The sequence below is a fragment of the Pedobacter sp. ASV1-7 genome, from assembly GCF_040203335.1.
Taxonomy (GTDB): Bacteria; Bacteroidota; Bacteroidia; order Sphingobacteriales; family Sphingobacteriaceae; genus Pedobacter.
In genome coordinates this window covers 490,430-507,533 of the sequence record NZ_JBEHBV010000001.1, presented here as the reverse complement: position 1 = coordinate 507,533, position 17,104 = coordinate 490,430, and the positions used below count along the sequence as shown (strand labels likewise).

Annotated in this window: 9 protein-coding genes; 5 read left to right on the top strand and 4 right to left on the bottom strand. The window is 38.2% G+C overall.

Translation table 11 applies throughout. The features are described 5' to 3' along the window. The first annotated feature begins 150 nt into the window (after positions 1–150). The 5 genes from ABDJ41_RS02265 (at position 151) to ABDJ41_RS02245 (ending at position 9,153) form a co-directional block, all read left to right on the top strand. Positions 151–3,576, top strand: a complete 3,426-nt coding sequence (locus ABDJ41_RS02265) for a TonB-dependent receptor (protein WP_349784116.1) — start codon at positions 151–153, stop codon at positions 3,574–3,576. Between the two features lie 13 nt (positions 3,577–3,589). Further along, entirely contained in the window at positions 3,590–5,233 is a 1,644-nt protein-coding gene (locus tag ABDJ41_RS02260; protein ID WP_349784115.1) for a RagB/SusD family nutrient uptake outer membrane protein, read from the top strand. 5 nt (positions 5,234–5,238) lie between these two features. Next, positions 5,239–5,628, top strand: coding sequence for a DUF5018 domain-containing protein (locus ABDJ41_RS02255; RefSeq protein WP_349784114.1), 390 nt, complete (start codon positions 5,239–5,241; stop codon positions 5,626–5,628). A gap of 20 nt (positions 5,629–5,648) precedes the next feature. Continuing rightward, positions 5,649–7,301: a cellulase family glycosylhydrolase gene (locus ABDJ41_RS02250; RefSeq protein ID WP_349784113.1), complete on the top strand. Its 1,653-nt coding sequence runs from the start codon at positions 5,649–5,651 to the stop codon at positions 7,299–7,301. 115 nt (positions 7,302–7,416) lie between these two features. Further along, a complete protein-coding gene (locus ABDJ41_RS02245) occupies positions 7,417–9,153 on the top strand; it encodes a PL29 family lyase N-terminal domain-containing protein (protein WP_349784112.1) in 1,737 nt (578 codons plus the stop codon). 107 nt (positions 9,154–9,260) lie between these two features. Here the strand turns inward: ABDJ41_RS02245 and ABDJ41_RS02240 are convergent, their stop codons facing one another. Genes ABDJ41_RS02240 through ABDJ41_RS02225 form a run of 4 tightly spaced genes read right to left on the bottom strand, consistent with a single transcriptional unit; the run spans position 9,261 to position 17,097 of the window. Further along, complete coding sequence (locus tag ABDJ41_RS02240) at positions 9,261–9,986, bottom strand: aspartyl/asparaginyl beta-hydroxylase domain-containing protein (RefSeq protein ID WP_349784111.1); 726 nt, start codon at positions 9,984–9,986, stop codon at positions 9,261–9,263. A 13-nt stretch (positions 9,987–9,999) separates the two neighbouring features. Next, complete coding sequence (locus ABDJ41_RS02235) at positions 10,000–10,500, bottom strand: hypothetical protein (protein WP_349784110.1); 501 nt, start codon at positions 10,498–10,500, stop codon at positions 10,000–10,002. Positions 10,501–10,503: 3 nt separating this feature from the next. Next, positions 10,504–11,394 carry a PorP/SprF family type IX secretion system membrane protein gene (locus ABDJ41_RS02230; RefSeq protein WP_349784109.1) on the bottom strand — a complete coding sequence of 297 codons (891 nt, stop codon included), beginning with the start codon at positions 11,392–11,394 and terminating at the stop codon, positions 10,504–10,506. A 15-nt stretch (positions 11,395–11,409) separates the two neighbouring features. Next, a complete protein-coding gene (locus ABDJ41_RS02225) occupies positions 11,410–17,097 on the bottom strand; it encodes an Ig-like domain-containing protein (RefSeq protein WP_349784108.1) in 5,688 nt (1,895 codons plus the stop codon). Between the last annotated feature and the right edge of the window lie 7 nt (positions 17,098–17,104).

The following is a 17,104-nucleotide window of genomic DNA, read 5'->3' as shown; positions in this document are numbered from 1 at the left end:
CTAACAACTTTATTTCAAAAGAAATCTTGATAAGAATACATCATTGAAAAGCCGGGAGTGCCACTAACACCACCGGCTATGTCAGGCTATTCTTTAAATAATGCTACCGCTAAGTATTCAATATTTTAATCACCTAACAGCACAAATATAATGAATTTGAGTTTAAGGCCTCCATTATGGCCATTTATTCCATCTAATATAAAATTAGCCATGAAGTTATGTTTTATAATGATGCTTCTATTTAACCTGCAGCTTACGGCAAAGACTTTTGCCCAAAAAATAACGCTTAACATAGAAGAAGCGACTTTGGAAGAAGTATTTGATAAAGTGAACCGACAAAGTGGTTATGCTTTTTTCTTCGATGCTTCCTATCTGAAGAATGCAAAACCATTATCAATAAAAGTTAAAGACTTACCATTAGAAGCAACTTTACAGAAGATTTTCGTTAATCAACCTTTCACATATGTGATTAAAGGAAAAACAATTATTGTAAAGCCAAGAACCACTATTTTACCTTTAGCGCAACAAGTCATTAACCAAAAAAGAATAGTCGGCATTGTAACAGATAGCCTAGGCATTCCACTGATAGGGGTAGGCATCAAAATTAAAGGAACAAATATTACTACCACGACTGATAAAGATGGTAAATATATTATAGAGACACCTGGGCAAAATAGCATTCTGGTTTTTTCATACATAGGTTACAAAACAATAGAATTAACAGCTAACGGCACCACCTTAAATGCAACCATGAGAATGGAAGAAACAGCTTTGAATCAAGTTGTTGTTGTAGGGTATGGTACACAGAAAAAAGGGAGTGTAACAGGATCAATTTCCCAAATCAGTGCAACCGAAATAATGCAGTCCCCAATAGGTAATATTACCGGTATGATTACAGGTAAGTTACCGGGTTTAGTTTCAAGACAATCTAGTGGCTTGCCAGGTGGAGATGCTTCATCAATGACAATCAGGGGGCCGAGTAGTTTTGCATCTTCAAACAGTCCCGTAGTTATTGTGGATGGAGTAAGACGTTCATTTGAGCAGTTAGATCCTGAAGAAATTGAGACCATAACTATTTTAAAAGATGCTTCTTCTGCAGCAGTATACGGACTGCAGGCTGCAGCCGGAGTTATTTTAGTGACAACAAAAAAGGGCAAATCCGGAAAACCATCCATTAGATTTTCGAATTCAGTTGCTATGAGTCAGAACACCATGTTCCCTGAGTTCTTAAATGGTCCGGAATATGCCTACTGGTATAATAAGGCAAGAATGTTAAATGGAAAAGATCCTCTATTCAGTAACAGTGATATCCGTAAAATATTAGAAGGAGATCCGGAGGGAAAATGGGGGAATACCAATTGGGTTGATGAGCTTTTTCAAAAGGGATTAACCACTCACAATGGAATAACCATTGATGGCGGGAATGAAGGAGTTAAGTATTTTTTCTTCGGAGGTTATTACAATCAGGAAGGGAATGTTAAGAATATTAGCTTTGACAGATATAACATAAGAAGCAATGTTGATGTAAAAATATCGGATGATCTAAAAGTCTCTATAGGACTCGGAGCAAAGAAAGAAAAACGGGAAGCTCCGACATTTAGTACCGGAAAAAATGATTGGAATAACTTATTCCAGCAAGCGATGAGAGCTCACCCCTATTTACCAAAAACGTATAATGGCTACCCTGTTGGAAATCGGGTAAATGGCCCATTGGTTAGTCCAATTGCCGCTTTGGAAGAGTCTGGTTTCAGAAACAATTATACGGAATCATTTGAAAGCAATATTAACCTTAACTGGAACTTACCCTGGCTAACCAAAGGATTGTCTTTAAATCTCCTGGGAAGTTATGATTACAGAACTACCTATGCAAAAGCATTTCAAACCCCTTTTAAAATAGCACAGGGATCTGTAACAGCGCAAGGTATCAGTTATGACATTGTTGACTCTTCCATAGGAAGTCTGGCAAAATTGGCTGAAAATACTTCAAGACGCAATATGTCTACAATTCAAGGTAGTATTAACTATTCCAACACATTTGGGAAGCATTCATTTGCAGGCTTGCTATTATATGAACAATTCAGAACCCTCTCCAATCAATTCTCCATTTCGGCACAAGGATTGGATTTTTTAGAACTACCTGAGTTAAGCTTTGCATCTGAAATTTCTCCCGCAGCCGGTTCATTTTCAGGAGGTAGTAATATAGTTCCGAATGCAGGTTTTGTAAGTAGATTTAATTATGCATATGATGACAAATACTTACTGGAGGTTTCAGGACGTTATGATGCCTCTTATAAGTTTATACGGGAAAAAAGATGGACCTTATTCCCTGCGGTCTCTTTAGGATGGAGGCTCTCAGAAGAATCATTCTTTAAGGATAAGGTTTCATTCGTAGACAATCTGAAATTCAGAGCATCAGTTGGCCGGTTAGGGAATGATACAGGAGTTAATGCCTATACGTTTCTGAGTACTATGGCACCCGCAGCAGCTGATGCAAGTGTTGTTATTGGTAGTGGCCCTCAAAATGCATATATCACCAACGCTATCAGCAATCCTAATTTGTCATGGGAAACAGTTACTATTTATAATGCAGGATTTGAATCAAGCTTATGGCGTAATTTGTTGGGTGTAGAGTTTGATGTATTTTATAAAGTAACTGATGATATTCTGGAATCACAAGGTGGTACTTTTCCTCCTTCCGTAGGTGGGTATTTTCCGTCTGTAATTAATACAGGGAAGACAGACAACAGAGGATTTGAGCTAGCCTTAACACATAGCAATTCAATCAATGAATTTAATTATCGTGCAAAATTCAATGTAAGTTGGTATGAAAACCGATATCTGAGTGTTAGAGATAGTCCAAATATTCAGGATCACTTAAAAAGAAATGGTCGCAAATTAGATCAGAAACATGGACTGGTTGCATTAGGTCTTTTTCAAACAGATGAAGAAGCACGAAACTGGCCTAGTATTTTTGGTGATCAAAAAGCTGGTGATATAAAATATCTTGATGTAAATGGTGATGGGAAACTTACTTATCAGGATGATAGAATGTGGATTGCGGATAGCAGTGTACCACAACTAATGTCATCACTTACTTTATCTGCTGATTACAAAGGTTTTGATTTTTCTTTAATGTTTCAAGGAGCTGCGATGGCAGAATATGCGCTGAGTGGTTCTTACCCAGATATCGGTTATGACAATACCGAATTTACGAGTCCCTTTTTTCAACTGGGAAATTCGCCAAAATATCTAGTAGAAAACTCATGGACTCCTGATAATAGAAATGCTAAATACCCAAGATTATCAGACATTAAAGTTCAGAATAACAAGTGGGCATCAACACTCTGGATAGTTAACGGTGATTATTTAAGACTTAAAACCGTACAATTAGGATATACCTTGCCTAAGAAGATAGTCAAAAACCTAGGCGTAAAATCTTTAAGGCTGAGTGCTTCGGGAGGTAATCTACATACCTGGACTGAGTTCCCTTACATGGATCCGGAAGCTCCGGATGTTTCTAATGGATTCTATCCGCAACAGAGAACCTACTTATTTGGCTTAGATGTTAAATTCTAAATTTAAAGAAACCATGCAAAAAAATATTTATATCATCGCATTTGTAATGGCTTGCACATTGTTTAGCTCATGCAAAGATTTCATGGATCCCGATCCAACAGATCGACTTAGTGATAAACTCTTTTGGGAGAAAGAAGCTTCAACTGATCTGTACTTAAATTCATTTTACCCTTACTTATCTTCTTATGGCAACTTCGGAACATCACAATTTTCTGATGGATTATTAACAGAAGGTATGACAGGGATGCTTAAATACGGATCTTATTCTGCCGGGGTCGGTAACGCCAACAGAATTGTATTTAATCCGTTTAGTGTAACTGCCGACCAGACTCAGGGACTTGTTATATGGGCCACCTCTTACAATAGAATCAGAAGAGTAAACGAATTCCTTTCTAATCTAAAAAAGTATGCTTCTTACTCTTCAGAAGTAAAAGACCGATATGAAGGACAAATCAGATTTATCAGAGCATTTTTATACTATCAGCTTTTGATTAGAACGAATAGAGTAATCATTTATGATGATTTACCTCAATCAAACAATAAACCCTTAAGTTCAGAAGAGCAATGCTGGAATTTCGTTGAAGAAGATTTAAACTTTGCCATAGACAAGTTACCTGCAGTGTGGCCTGCCCCTGGTAATGGTCGCATTACAAAAGGTGCTGCCTATGCAATGAAATCAAGAGCAATGTTAGTTGCAAAGCGATGGAACAAAGCACGTGAAGCTGCTTTATCACTGATCAGCTTGCAATCCAATGGAGGCTTAATCTATGATATAAACCCTTCCTATAAGGATGCATTCAAATCTTATTTTAATGGCAATAGAGAATCAATTTTAGAATTCAGATATCAGTTACCTTCTCCATATCATTCCTTTGACAGAGATTTTGCTCCGGCAGGTGATTGGGCAAACAATGGTGGCAAAGCATGCCCTACGCAAGAAATGGTTGAAGAATATGAACTTGCGACCGGAGGCAAAGTAGATTGGTCCGCATGGCATGGCAAGACAACAGAAACCCCGCCTTTTGCACTTCTTGAACCCAGATTCCACGCCTCTATATTGTATAACGGTGCAAATTGGAAAGGACGTAAAATAGAATCTTATGTTGGAGGTAAAGATAGCTACATTGAGTATGGGGCTCAAGCGCTTACGTATGGAAAAACCACCACAGGATATTACTTAAGAAAATATCTAAATGAAAGTATTGCCGATATTTCTACTACTTATAGTGACCAACCCTGGGTTGAAATAAGACTTGCTGAAGTATACCTGAATCTTGCTGAGGCTTGTGCTATGTTAGGTTCCTATGATACAGAAGCAAATGGTGCAATCCGAAAAATAAGGGATCGGGTTAACCTGCCTTATACTGATAAAAGTGGAACGGAATTAATGGATGCTATAAAACATGAAAGAAAGGTAGAACTGGCATTTGAAGGATTTCATTATTGGGATTTAAGAAGGTGGAGGTCTGCCCATGTAGAGTTGAACAACGTCAGATTTCATGGTTTAAAAATAACACAACAAGGTTCCGATTATGCTTATGAATATGTTGATGTGGATAAGGAAGACCGAAAATTCCCGGAAAGGTTCTACAACTTCCCTATCCCGACTAATGAAATATCAAATAACCCTGCAATCAGTCAAATAAGTTTATGGTAAAGCATATGAAAATATTTAATCTCCTTTTTATAAGTCTATTTTTTCTACTGCTTTCTTGCGAAAAGCCAGTAGAGAATATTTCTGCGCCCACCTATGGGTTAACAGGTATTGCTGCTCAATTTGCAAATGAAACAATATCGACAGAACAATTTACACCGAAACAATCACCTCCATTTGGTAATACTATAAAAATACAGTTTCCTAAATACTATCCATCAGGTTCCAATAAACCTATAGATATAACAAACATGAGGATAACCGCTACGTTACCTGTCAACACATCTATCAGGCCGAAGCTTACCGTAATGGATTTGACCAGAGAGAATGTCATCGAGGTTATAAACTCTGACGGAACTATTGATAAACATATTATAACAGGAGAAATTATACCATGAGCACACGGAGAAAATACATAATGATACAATCAACTTTTCTTTTGGTCTTTGCAATTCTATTCGGTTGTAAAGATGATCCTAAGATTACCAACTACTTTCATAAAGTTGCCCCTGTAAAATCAATCTCTGCGACACTAGAGGGTGGCACAAAAGAGTTTGTACCTAATCAAGCAAAACCATATGGCAATAGCATTAATATAAATTTCCCTTATTATTTCCCGGAAAACAGTGAAACTCAAATTAATGTATCAAAAGTAAAACTGAACATAGAGTTTCATGAAGACGTTAAAGTATTAACAACTATTCCAGATGTTATAGATTTTAAAAAACCATTTACTATTAAAATAATAAATGCGGATGGAACAAATGAAGATGTTGTTATAACCGCAGAGGTAAAAAAAAGCAACAGTGCAGAGATCACACAATTCTCATTGCCGGCTGCCTCTGTTTTTGGAACAATAGTTCCATCTCTAAAAATAGTTGGAATACAAAGGCAGGGAAAAGATCTGTCTAATCAAATTCCTGAGATCAGGATTTCAGGAGGAGCCACAATATCTCCAGATCCATCCATACCTCAGAACTTTAATAATGCTGTAGAATATACAGTTACAGCTCAGGATGGAACCATTCAAAAGTATGTTATTGATGATATTTCTAAGATTAACAAGTTTGAAATTCATAGAGGTGTTAATATTGCTTCCTGGCTATCTACACCAAAATATGATGGTACAAAACGGGTTACATTTTTTAATGAGACAGATGTAAAACTACTTTCTGAACTTGGGTTTGATCATATCCGTTTATGCCTGGATGAAATCCAACTATGGGATCAATATGGAACGAAAATCAGGCCATATGGTTTTGATTTATTACATGATGCAATTGCCTGGAGCAGTAAATATAATATGAGGGTTTTAGTTGATATGCATATCACCAGAAATCATAGATTCACACTAGAAGAAAACACATTATTTACTGATCCAAATGAACCGGCTAAGTTTATTAAATTATGGGAGGACCTATCTGATGAATTATCGAAATATCCAAATTCATTAGTTGCCTATGAATTACTTAATGAACCTGTTTCAAAAAATCCGGAGAACTGGAATAGAGTTCTGGCTCAGGCTATAAATGCGATCCGTGCAAAAGAAGCAAATAGAACCATTGTAGTTGGCGTTGTTACCTCTAATAATGCTGTAAAATATGATGAATTGAAACTTCCGTCAACGCATCAGATATTGCTTACATACCATTACTATGGACCATTTTTATTTACTGCTTACGGAATGCAATCAACAACTGGTGGTAGACAAGACATTCCAATCCAATACCCCGGACAATTAGTCCCCAATGAGTGGATATCTGCACTACCTGTTGCCTGGCAATCTACCGGGAAACGGTTTTATGATAAAAGCGTACTAGCTGAAGGTTTAATTAAGGGGATTAATACAGCAAAAAGACTAAATGTTCCGGTTTTTGTGGGAGAGTTCGGCACATTAAATACTGCTCCGGAACCTAGCAGAACTAATTGGTATAGAGATGTTGTGCAGATATTGAATGAAAATAAGGTTCCCTATACTTCATTTGATTACAAAGGCGCAGGCTACAGTATTGTCGATGAAAACAGAGCAATAAGATATCCTAACCTGGTGAATGTACTAACCAACAAATAAGTTTTAAATAAAAAACGAACTGTATTTTTTAATTAATTGGTGGGTTTAAATGACAGCTCAAATATCTCGTTGTATTGAAATGTCATTTAAACTCCTTAATGCTAAACTTTGAATTATGAAAACAATAGTACTACAACGGTGCTTTTTTGCCATATTAATGATACTTACATTATCTCAATGCAAAAAGGATCTTTCTGACACTAGCCCCACTTATCAACCACCCAGTGCTCAGGATAAGGAAAACTGGTTAAAGAGAATGAATAATGAAGTTGTTTCTTTAAAGAACATTGTAAACGCCATAATGAATAATGATGCTGTTACTACCATTAAAATAGATAGTAACAATTACATTTTTGAGTTTGCGAATACGCCCAGCATTTCATTTTCACTGGATAATGCTAATTATCCGGCACCTCTTATTGGGGCTCATAAGATTGACGATAAATATTTCTGGACAAGAATAAATGGGACAGGTACATCTGCAACAGTACTGTTAAAAGATGCGAGCAGATCTAATTATGAAATACAAAAGGATGGAATTACTCCTCAATTTGACATTAATGAAAAAGGTGCATGGGTAATAAATGTTGATGGTCAGTCTCAAGCTTTATATGATCCTGAAGGAAAAGACTTTAGAGCAATAGGTGTAAAAGCCTTATTTAGTAATGTAACTTTTGATCTGGACAGCAATGTTACCATATCAACTAATGAAGAACCATCCAGACAGTATGTATTGCCAAGGCTTAGACCTTTTACCTTTTTATTATCCTTACCATCTACAGGAATTTTAAAAATTGCATCTGGATTTGCAATACCACTTGACTTTCAGCAATCAGGAATAGAATCTTTTGAATTTAAAACCCCGAAAGAATGGAGTGCTTCTTATGAGTTTTCAGCAGATGGAAAAAGTGGTGTAATAAAGGTTACATCACCTACCGGGATGGAAGCTGATTTTGAAGAAAAAGGCGTACTGGAAATTATAGCAAAGAATAAATACGGAAATAGATTAATTCGCAAAGTTCCTGTGGAATGTGAGGTAGGCCTGGTTAATTATGCCAGTGTAACTTTAACTAATAAGGTCAATGGTGTAGATATTACCGGCGCAACGTTTACCTTTTCAGAAAGCCTTGCTTCAAAAAATATAAAAGATGTTACCGCTATTAAGGCAAATGAAACATTTCGCTTGATGCTGCCTGATGGTTTCCCGGAACTTAGAAAGATTGCATTTACTACTACTTCAGGAAATTTTGATTATTACTTTGCGCCCGGTACTTCCCTAACAATAGGAGATCAGAACCTCTCTATTGCTGCACCAAAAGTACTTTCCTTTTGGCAAGGGGGTATCCTGGTAAAAATCAATGAAACACAACCTTTAGCTGGTATAAATAATTACAAAATCACTGGAAAGATACTTCATTTACAGATTGGCCCAAAAGTTCCCTGGTTCCCGAATGGAAACATCGATGTGACAACTGCAAATAGTACTTCAGACGGGGCAACCAATACTAAAGAAATAATCAAGGCTTTAGGTGGTAATGGGACAAGTGCAAATTATATTGCCCGCTGGCCGATACGTGTAGTTGATGGCGGCTTTGACGATTGGTATTTAGGTGCAGTTACTGACTATGAAATATTTCATATCACGAGAAATCAAAATAAGACCTTATTTGATCAGGCAGTAACCAGGTTTAACGGCACAGCTATAAATGAAAGCATTTATACTGTATTCTGGACATCAACAAATGTTAACAAGACTACTGCCAGTGTATATGACCTTAGAAGAGTTGATTTTATAACGACTGGAACTAAAATATATGGATGCTATGGTTTAGCATTTAGAGATATAAAGTAGTAGAAGTTTCAAATAAAATAAATGATCCCTTTAAGAAGCCATGATTAAGCTTCATAAAGGGATCATTTATTTTAACAAATTCTGATAATCAGCAAAACTGAATATTACTATTCATTATTTCGTGAGTTTTGATATTGTGCTATAATGGCATTTGCAGCAGGGGTATTCATACGTTTCAATTCTTCAATCATTAGTTCCTGCTCCTTTAAGGTCATTTTTCGTTCAGCTTTCTGAAAAGAAGATTCTGGTGCAAGAGCAAAGAATATATTATCAGTCCATTCATTTCTTTTCCCATCGATAACCAGATGAATCCTATCTGTCAGGCCATTATTACTCACATGGTGTTCTTCATTCGCATTGATATACCAGCATGTTCCCTCATTCATAATAACCCGTTCTCCGCCTAGCATAAAATTGACCTCTGGGTTTGTTACAATTGGAATATGTAAACGAAAATCCCCATCCTCATAGCCCAAAGCATTATCTCTATGTGGTTTGATCACCGCCCCGGCATTCAATCGCATCAATCTAACTGCCACCTTTTCAAATTCAAAAATTTCAAGAATTTCATGAATATATGTACATAAACCCATAATTTCAGTAGCTTTTAAAGTAGAGCTACTATCCATTGAGGCATAAATTGTAGAGGACATCCCATCTTTTGAATATAAAGCAAGGCTAGTCCATGATCCATCATAGTCTTTCTTATTGTAATGAGCGACCCAAATGTTATCTTGAATACGTTGAACGTCTGCTTGCAGTAAAGAAACATTAAACTCAAAAGGGAGTTTTAATTGCTTGATTAGCTCGTTGTGTTTTAGTTTTTCGGGCATTTTTTGTAGAGTTTTAATCTCTAATCCATTTTAAAACCAAGGGAAATTCTGATTTACCTTCCTTTTCAGCCCTTTCTTTTCCCAGCGCAATTCCTATCCATTCTAAAAATGGCAGACCAATATAAATTCCATTACTAAAATTATCAATCAGCCACTGCGAATCATTCTTGTAGCCATTTTCATGAAAAACAATCTGCGCAGGAATACCTATATGCTTCAGAGCAGCATAAGACCATAATATAGCTCCAATCTCTTCACCATCAGTAGGCCAGTTAGCATCCGCTGCTGTTGTACCTATCTGGTTACGTTGTTCTGATGTAGTCACAGCAAGATGCCCCGCTTCGTGTAAAAGATCACCGGGATAGAGTAATCTGGAATAATCGACATAAATGCAATTAGGACCAAGGCTTAAGCCAGGCAAAAATGTTGATTCAGAAAGCTCTCTTTCAATAACTGCAATCCCTATTTCTTTCAGAAAAGATAGGATTAATTTCAGTTCCTTATGATCAGTCACACATTACTTATTTAAATTTACCCGAAGGTTCAATTCAAAACTTCCATTGGTATAAGAGCTTAAGGCAGATGTTTGAGTCGTGTATGTCCCACTTATCAAATATCTTTTCTTATAATCCATTCCTAATCCAAAAGTTGTACTTTTTGTGCTGTGATACATCCCCAGCAAAAACACCTGTTTATTAGCTATACTTAATTGCGCACCGGCATCCCAGATATTATCAAATCCCTTTACACCACGATAAGCAACTTTAGGTTCTACCTCCATCCCTTCCGGCCCTTCACTGATACCTATTTTATAACTCACAGCTGAATAAAAAGTTGCTACGTCAGCCAATTTGATAACGTCTTTTTTTAATACGCTTTTCAAATTGGGAATTGCCGCCTGAACATTTAATTTATCTGAAGTATAGGCAATCCCGAAATCTCCATCCAGGTACGTTCTACGATCATTATACTGCCCAACTAATGGATCATTTGGATCGCCATAAGCATCTTGATTTTCCAGGCGCTGACTTAAGAACCCTAGTGACACTCCAAAGTGCAACTGATGATTATCTTCGCTTAACTTCAAATGATAAGCATAACTACCTACTACTCTGGTTTGTCTTTGCAAGCCTTCGCTTTCATTGTTTACAGTCAAGCCGAGACCTAATTTATTAAAGCCATAATCGGCAGTAAGACTTTGAGTTAGTGGCGATCCCTCTACATTACTCCACAATTTACGATAAGCTCCATTCAATTTTAAGCCCTGTCCGGCACCTGCCAGTGCGGGATTGATCAGATATTGATTGGTAAAATATTGCGCTGATAATGGGTTTAACTGTGCTTTTAATGCTGTACTACTTATGGCCGTTACAAACATAAGTAGTACTGTTTTAGATATGATTTTCATATTTCAGATAATTCCTTAATCGTTTCTTACTATAGTGATGAAGCCCCTGAACGCTCTTCTATTGGTACCAAAATCAATGATATAATAATAAGTCCCTTCAGCCAGAGCTGTACCATTAAATGTTCCATCCCAACTGTTATCGTAACCTTTTTTACTGTATATCAGACGTCCGGCTTTATCAAAAATCTTCACCTCATTGTTCGGATAAAAATCAATGTTGTCAATCTTCCACTTATCATTGTAACCATCATTGTTTGGCGAAAGAATATTAGTTGCTTTCACTTTCTCGTAATCTTCTAATACAGTCAATGTAAAAGTTTGGGTCTCCGAACATCCACTCGCATTAGTAGCCGTTACGGTATAGGTAGTGGTTTCACGTGGTCTGACTTCAATCGTTGCTGAGTTTAGTCCTCCAATGATACTATTATGAGTTGCCCAGACATAACTAGTCCCTCCCGTAGCACTTAATAATACATACTCCCCTTTACTAATTTGCATACCTTTATTACTATTGATTGAAACAACAGGTAAAGCATTTACTGTAATTACAAAAGTTCTGCTATAAGTATCAACTCCGCCGTTAGCAGTTCCTCCATTGTCTTTCACTGTTACCGTTACGGTCGCTGTTCCTGCTATAGCACCACCTTTAATGCTATAGTTAAGCGTTCCAGTATTACCTGTACCGATAACATTTAAGCTTTCAAATAATGCCGCATTATTACTACTTACCGATAAAGTAGTAGTTTGCCCGGCATCAGGTCCTGCTGTAATACCACTTAAAGCAACAGTTTGTCCAGCCGTAGTAAAACAAATGGTTTGATTACTAATTGAAGCAAGGGTTGGAATTTCGTTGACATCACTTAAAGTAATATTCAAAGTTTTATCCAAAGTCAGACCATATTGAGTAGTGCTTCTTACACGTACACTATAAGTTGATTTGTTTTCAAAGTCAAGAACCGATGCCGTATTGATCTTATTCCCTGCAATGGCAAATAAGCTATTATCTGTATCTCCGGCTCCACTAACCAATGTAAAAGTAAAAGTTGCACTTGGATCATCAGAAGTACTGCTTAATGTACCTGCATTAGTACCTACATTGCTGTTCTCGTAAAGTGTTACACCAGTTAAAGTAATACTTGTTGGTGCACCTGGTTTTATTTTCAGATTACCAGGATCATAGATAAAGGTATAATTGGCTGCTACCGCTCCACTTACATTGATTGGATAGTCTCCAATCGGACTACTTGTAATTGCAGTGGTAGTTATAGAAGGCTGAGTTGTAAAAACTGCATTTGTTTCACCGTTTGCAAAAGCACTGTATTTTACTGTAAGTGGAGGGTTTGCAGTGCCTGCAAACTTTTCTTTGTCTTCAGCAGTAATTGTTAGTGTCTTTTTATTTACGGTCAGTATGTTATTGTTATAAGTAATCTCATAATTGCCCAGTCCGACTCCCACAGCATTAGATGGTACAATTGAGTAAGGAGAACCCGAAACCGCTGCTGTTGCTAATGCACCTATGCTGTTTAAAGTTACTGAAGTAATCGTATTTCCGTTAATCAAACCATTTTGTGTGAATTCTGCTCCTGTAAAACTAAGCACGTCACCATAAGTTTTAGTTTTTGAAATAGCAGTAATACTCAATGGTTTTTGCTTAACCGTTAATGCACCAGGTGTATTGGTTACGGTATAATTGCCTAATTTACCATTTGGATCAACCGGGGTTGCTAGGATCGGATAAGTGGTGGCTGTTGTTGCAGTAACAGCTGCTCCTGTACTACTTCTGGTAACCGTAATATTGTCTCCGCTCACAACACCGTCAATAGTACCGGTAAAATCAGCCTCAATCAGTAAATCACCATATATCTTATCGCGATTATCATTAGTTATAGTCAGAGATTTCTGATTTACCAATAACGTCTGAAGAACAGGTACAGCAGCATTAAAGCTCCCATTTCCTGGCTGAGTTGCTGTAATTACCGTACTTCCAGCTTTCAAAATAGTAGCTGTATTTCCTGCAATGCTAACGATTGAAGGATCTGTAGCTGTGTAAACTACAGTTAATCCAGCAGATGAACTGGCATTACCCAACGGGAAAGATGAACCTCCATAGGTTTTAGCTGTAATGGTATTAAAGGTAATAGTCTGATTCGCCTTTGGCACTGCTGTAACATTTGGCGTACTCATTGAGCCAATATTATCTGCTTTATCAATGGCCAGAATACGATAATAATAAGTTGTACCGTTAGTTAATCCTGTATGTGTATAGGTTGTTGTTCCAGCAGGAATATCAGGCAATGATGTTGTAGGATTAGTAGTTGTTCCATATAAAACACGGTATTTAGCCAGATCGGGTTCTGTATTGGCAGTCCAGTTTAATATTATCTTTTCATCACCGGATGTTGCAGCTAAACCAGTAGGGATTGCCGGAGCAGTTCTGTCAAAGGTTACTGTACCTGTACCAGTTGAAACCGGAATACCCGCATTGCCTGCCAGATCATTATAACTAATACTATAACTCACAATCCCTTCGGGATCAGCAGCGACAAAAGTATAGTTTGCTGTCCAATTATTACCCACAGCTGTAGGAGTAATAACATGTCCTGCAATGGTTATTACAGGTGTTTGCAGCGTTTCGCTCGAAGTAAAAGTTAGTTTAGCCGTATTACCAACTTTGGCAAGTGTAACTACGGCGTTATCTGAAACAATATTTACCGCAGTTAAAGTTGCAGCCTGAGTGTCATAAGTTAAGGATGGTGAAGTACCTGCTCCTCCATTATTACCTGCCACATCAGTATACAAACCTGCCGCTACAGTAATGCTCGCGGTTCCAGCATTGATGTTCTCTGATGGTGTGAATATTGCTGTTCTTAATAAACCAGAACCTGAAATCGCACCTAAAGTTCCTCCACTAACAACTACGTCGCCACTTGAACCGTCCCAAACAAATGTTGTTTCGGGATTCTCACTGAAGGTAAATGTAATAGTTGCTGTTTCTCCGGACTTTAAGGTAGACACATTACTGGTAATGGTTAAAGTTGGTGAAGTCGTATCAATTGTGATAGATAGTCCTGCTGAGGCAACACCTATATTTCCAGCAATATCTCTCGCCTTGGCGGTAAGAGTGTGACTTCCAGAAGATAAAGTTGTGCTCGTGATTGACCAATTTCCACTCGCAGCAACAGCTGTACCGAGTACAGTTGTACCATCCGTATCATACAAAGTAACAGTGGCTCCTGTTTCAGCTGTCCCTTTTATTACAGGCGTAGTTACATTAGTTATATTATCGGAAGATGATGTTCCGCTGTCGCTCGCCGCAGCCAGTACTGGCGTAGATGGTGCTGCCGGTGCTTGTGTATCAAAAGTTAAAGAAGGTGTATTACCTGCTCCTCCATTGTTCCCTGCTATGTCTGTATACGAACCTGCCGCTACAGTAATACTCGCGGTTCCAACATTGATGTTCGCTGTGGGTGTAAAGGTTGCTGTTCCTACTAAACCTGAACCCGAAATCGCACCTAAAGTGCCTCCGCTAACAACAACATCTCCGCTTGAACCGTCCCATGTAAATGTAGATCCGGGATCTTCGCTAAAGGTAAAACTAATGGTTGCAGTTTGTCCGGATTTTAAAGTAGACACATTACTGGTAATGGCTAATGTTGGTGAAGTTGTATCAATTGTAACAGACAGTCCTGTTGAGGCAACACCTGTATTTCCAGCCAAATCTCTCGCTTTGGCGGTAAGAGTATGACTTCCAGAAGATAAAGTTGAACTGGTGATTGACCAATTTCCATTCGTAGCAACAGCTGTACCAAGTATAGTTATGCCATCCGTATCATACAAAGTAACAGTAGCATCTGCTTCAGCTGTTCCTGTAATAACAGGTGTTGTTACATTAGTTATTTTATCAGTATTAGAAATACCGCTATCACTTCCTGCAGCCAATACCGGAGTAGATGGTGCTGAGGGGGCTTGGGTATCAAAAGTTAAAGAAGGTGTATTACCTGCTCCTCCATTGTTCCCTGCTATGTCTGTATACGAACCTGCGGCTACAGTAATACTCGCGGTTCCAACATTGATGTTCGCTGTGGGTGTAAAGGTTGCTGTCCGTACTAAACCTGAACCTGAAATCGCACCTAAAGTTCCACCTGTAATCACCACATCTCCAGTTGATCCGTTCCACGTAAATGTTGATCCCGGATCTTCGCTAAATGTAAAACTAATGGTTGATGTTTCCCCGGATTTTAAACTCGACACATTACTAGTAATGGCTAATGTTGGTGAAGTCGTATCAATCGTGATTGATAGTTCTGCTGAGGCAACACCTGTATTTCCAGCCACATCTTTAGCTTTTGCAGTAAGAGTATGACTTCCCTGGGACAAGGTTGTTGTTGTGATCGACCAATTTCCACCACTAGCGACTCCCGAACCAAGTACAGTTGTTCCATCGGAATCGTACAATGTTACTGTAGAACCTGATTCTGCCGTTCCGGTAATTACAGGTGTAGTTATGTTGGTTATTTTATCGGTAGAAGAAGTACCGCTGTCACTTCCGACAGCCAATACTGGTGTCGATGGTGCTGACGGGGCCTGAGTGTCGATGACAATTGCTTTATTAGCCCCTAACGATCCGGCGGCGCCAGGTAAATATAAAGTGAGTGTTGCATTGTTTCCATCTGCATCCCGGATGGACCCTCCATTTAAGGACAAAGAACTTATACCAGCATAATCCAGATCAACACTATTTTGACCCGGAGCTATAGTATAAGAAAATCTAAGTGTATTTGTGCCACTGCCAGAAGCATAAGTTGCCAATCCGCCGCTGTTTAAGGTTAATGCAGGTGCACCTCCATTGACATTTACATTTGAAGAAAAAACAATTTGTATTTCTATAGTAGCCCCTGCCTTGTAAGGTCCATCTGCAGAAGAAGAAGTTACACTTGTAATAGAAGGAGGAAGTTTAAAAATAGGTTGATTGCCAGGAAAACCTGCTCCACCAGGGGTTAACACTGCCGCCGTAGTTTCACTCCGAGTCCAATTAGCTGTTCCAGCCAAAGCTGTTAATATCTCATTTTTAGCACCTGAAATATCCCCAGTGTAGATAATATAATCGCCATGAAGTGCTGTTCCTGTAAATGCTGGAGAAAAATTTCCTTGTAAAGATGGAGGCAGGTACGAAGTAGTAGCGCTAACTACACCAGAAGTTTGCCATGGGGTACCGCCGGTACCACCACCTGGAGTATCAGTAGACCAATTGGCAAATCCATAAACAAATGACGGACTTTCTGTTGACCCAGTATAAATAAACCAGTTATCACCTCCCGAAGCAGTTACTAAACTTGACCAGCCTGTTACGACAGTTGTACCATACGTTTCTAAGCCAACAACAGTTGGAGTTGTTAAATGGGCCGTAATAGAAGCTTTAAATACAGTCCCAGCAGGAATTGTTGTTCCAATAGTCCATGTTATTAACCCTTCAGAAGCAGTATTACTTGTATAAAAGCCATCTTCAGCCTTCCAGCCTCTGTCAGTAATATAAATGGTTTGTCCTGATGGGATTGCTGCAAGAGTAACTATAGCCAGTTCTGCCGGGTTGTTGACCCCATTAAAACCGATTATGGCAATATCTCCTGCTGCAACCTGCGCATTGCTCTTAAATCCATATAGGAGTAAACAGCAAAGCAAGACTAGTTTAGTAAAATTTCTCATAGCAATA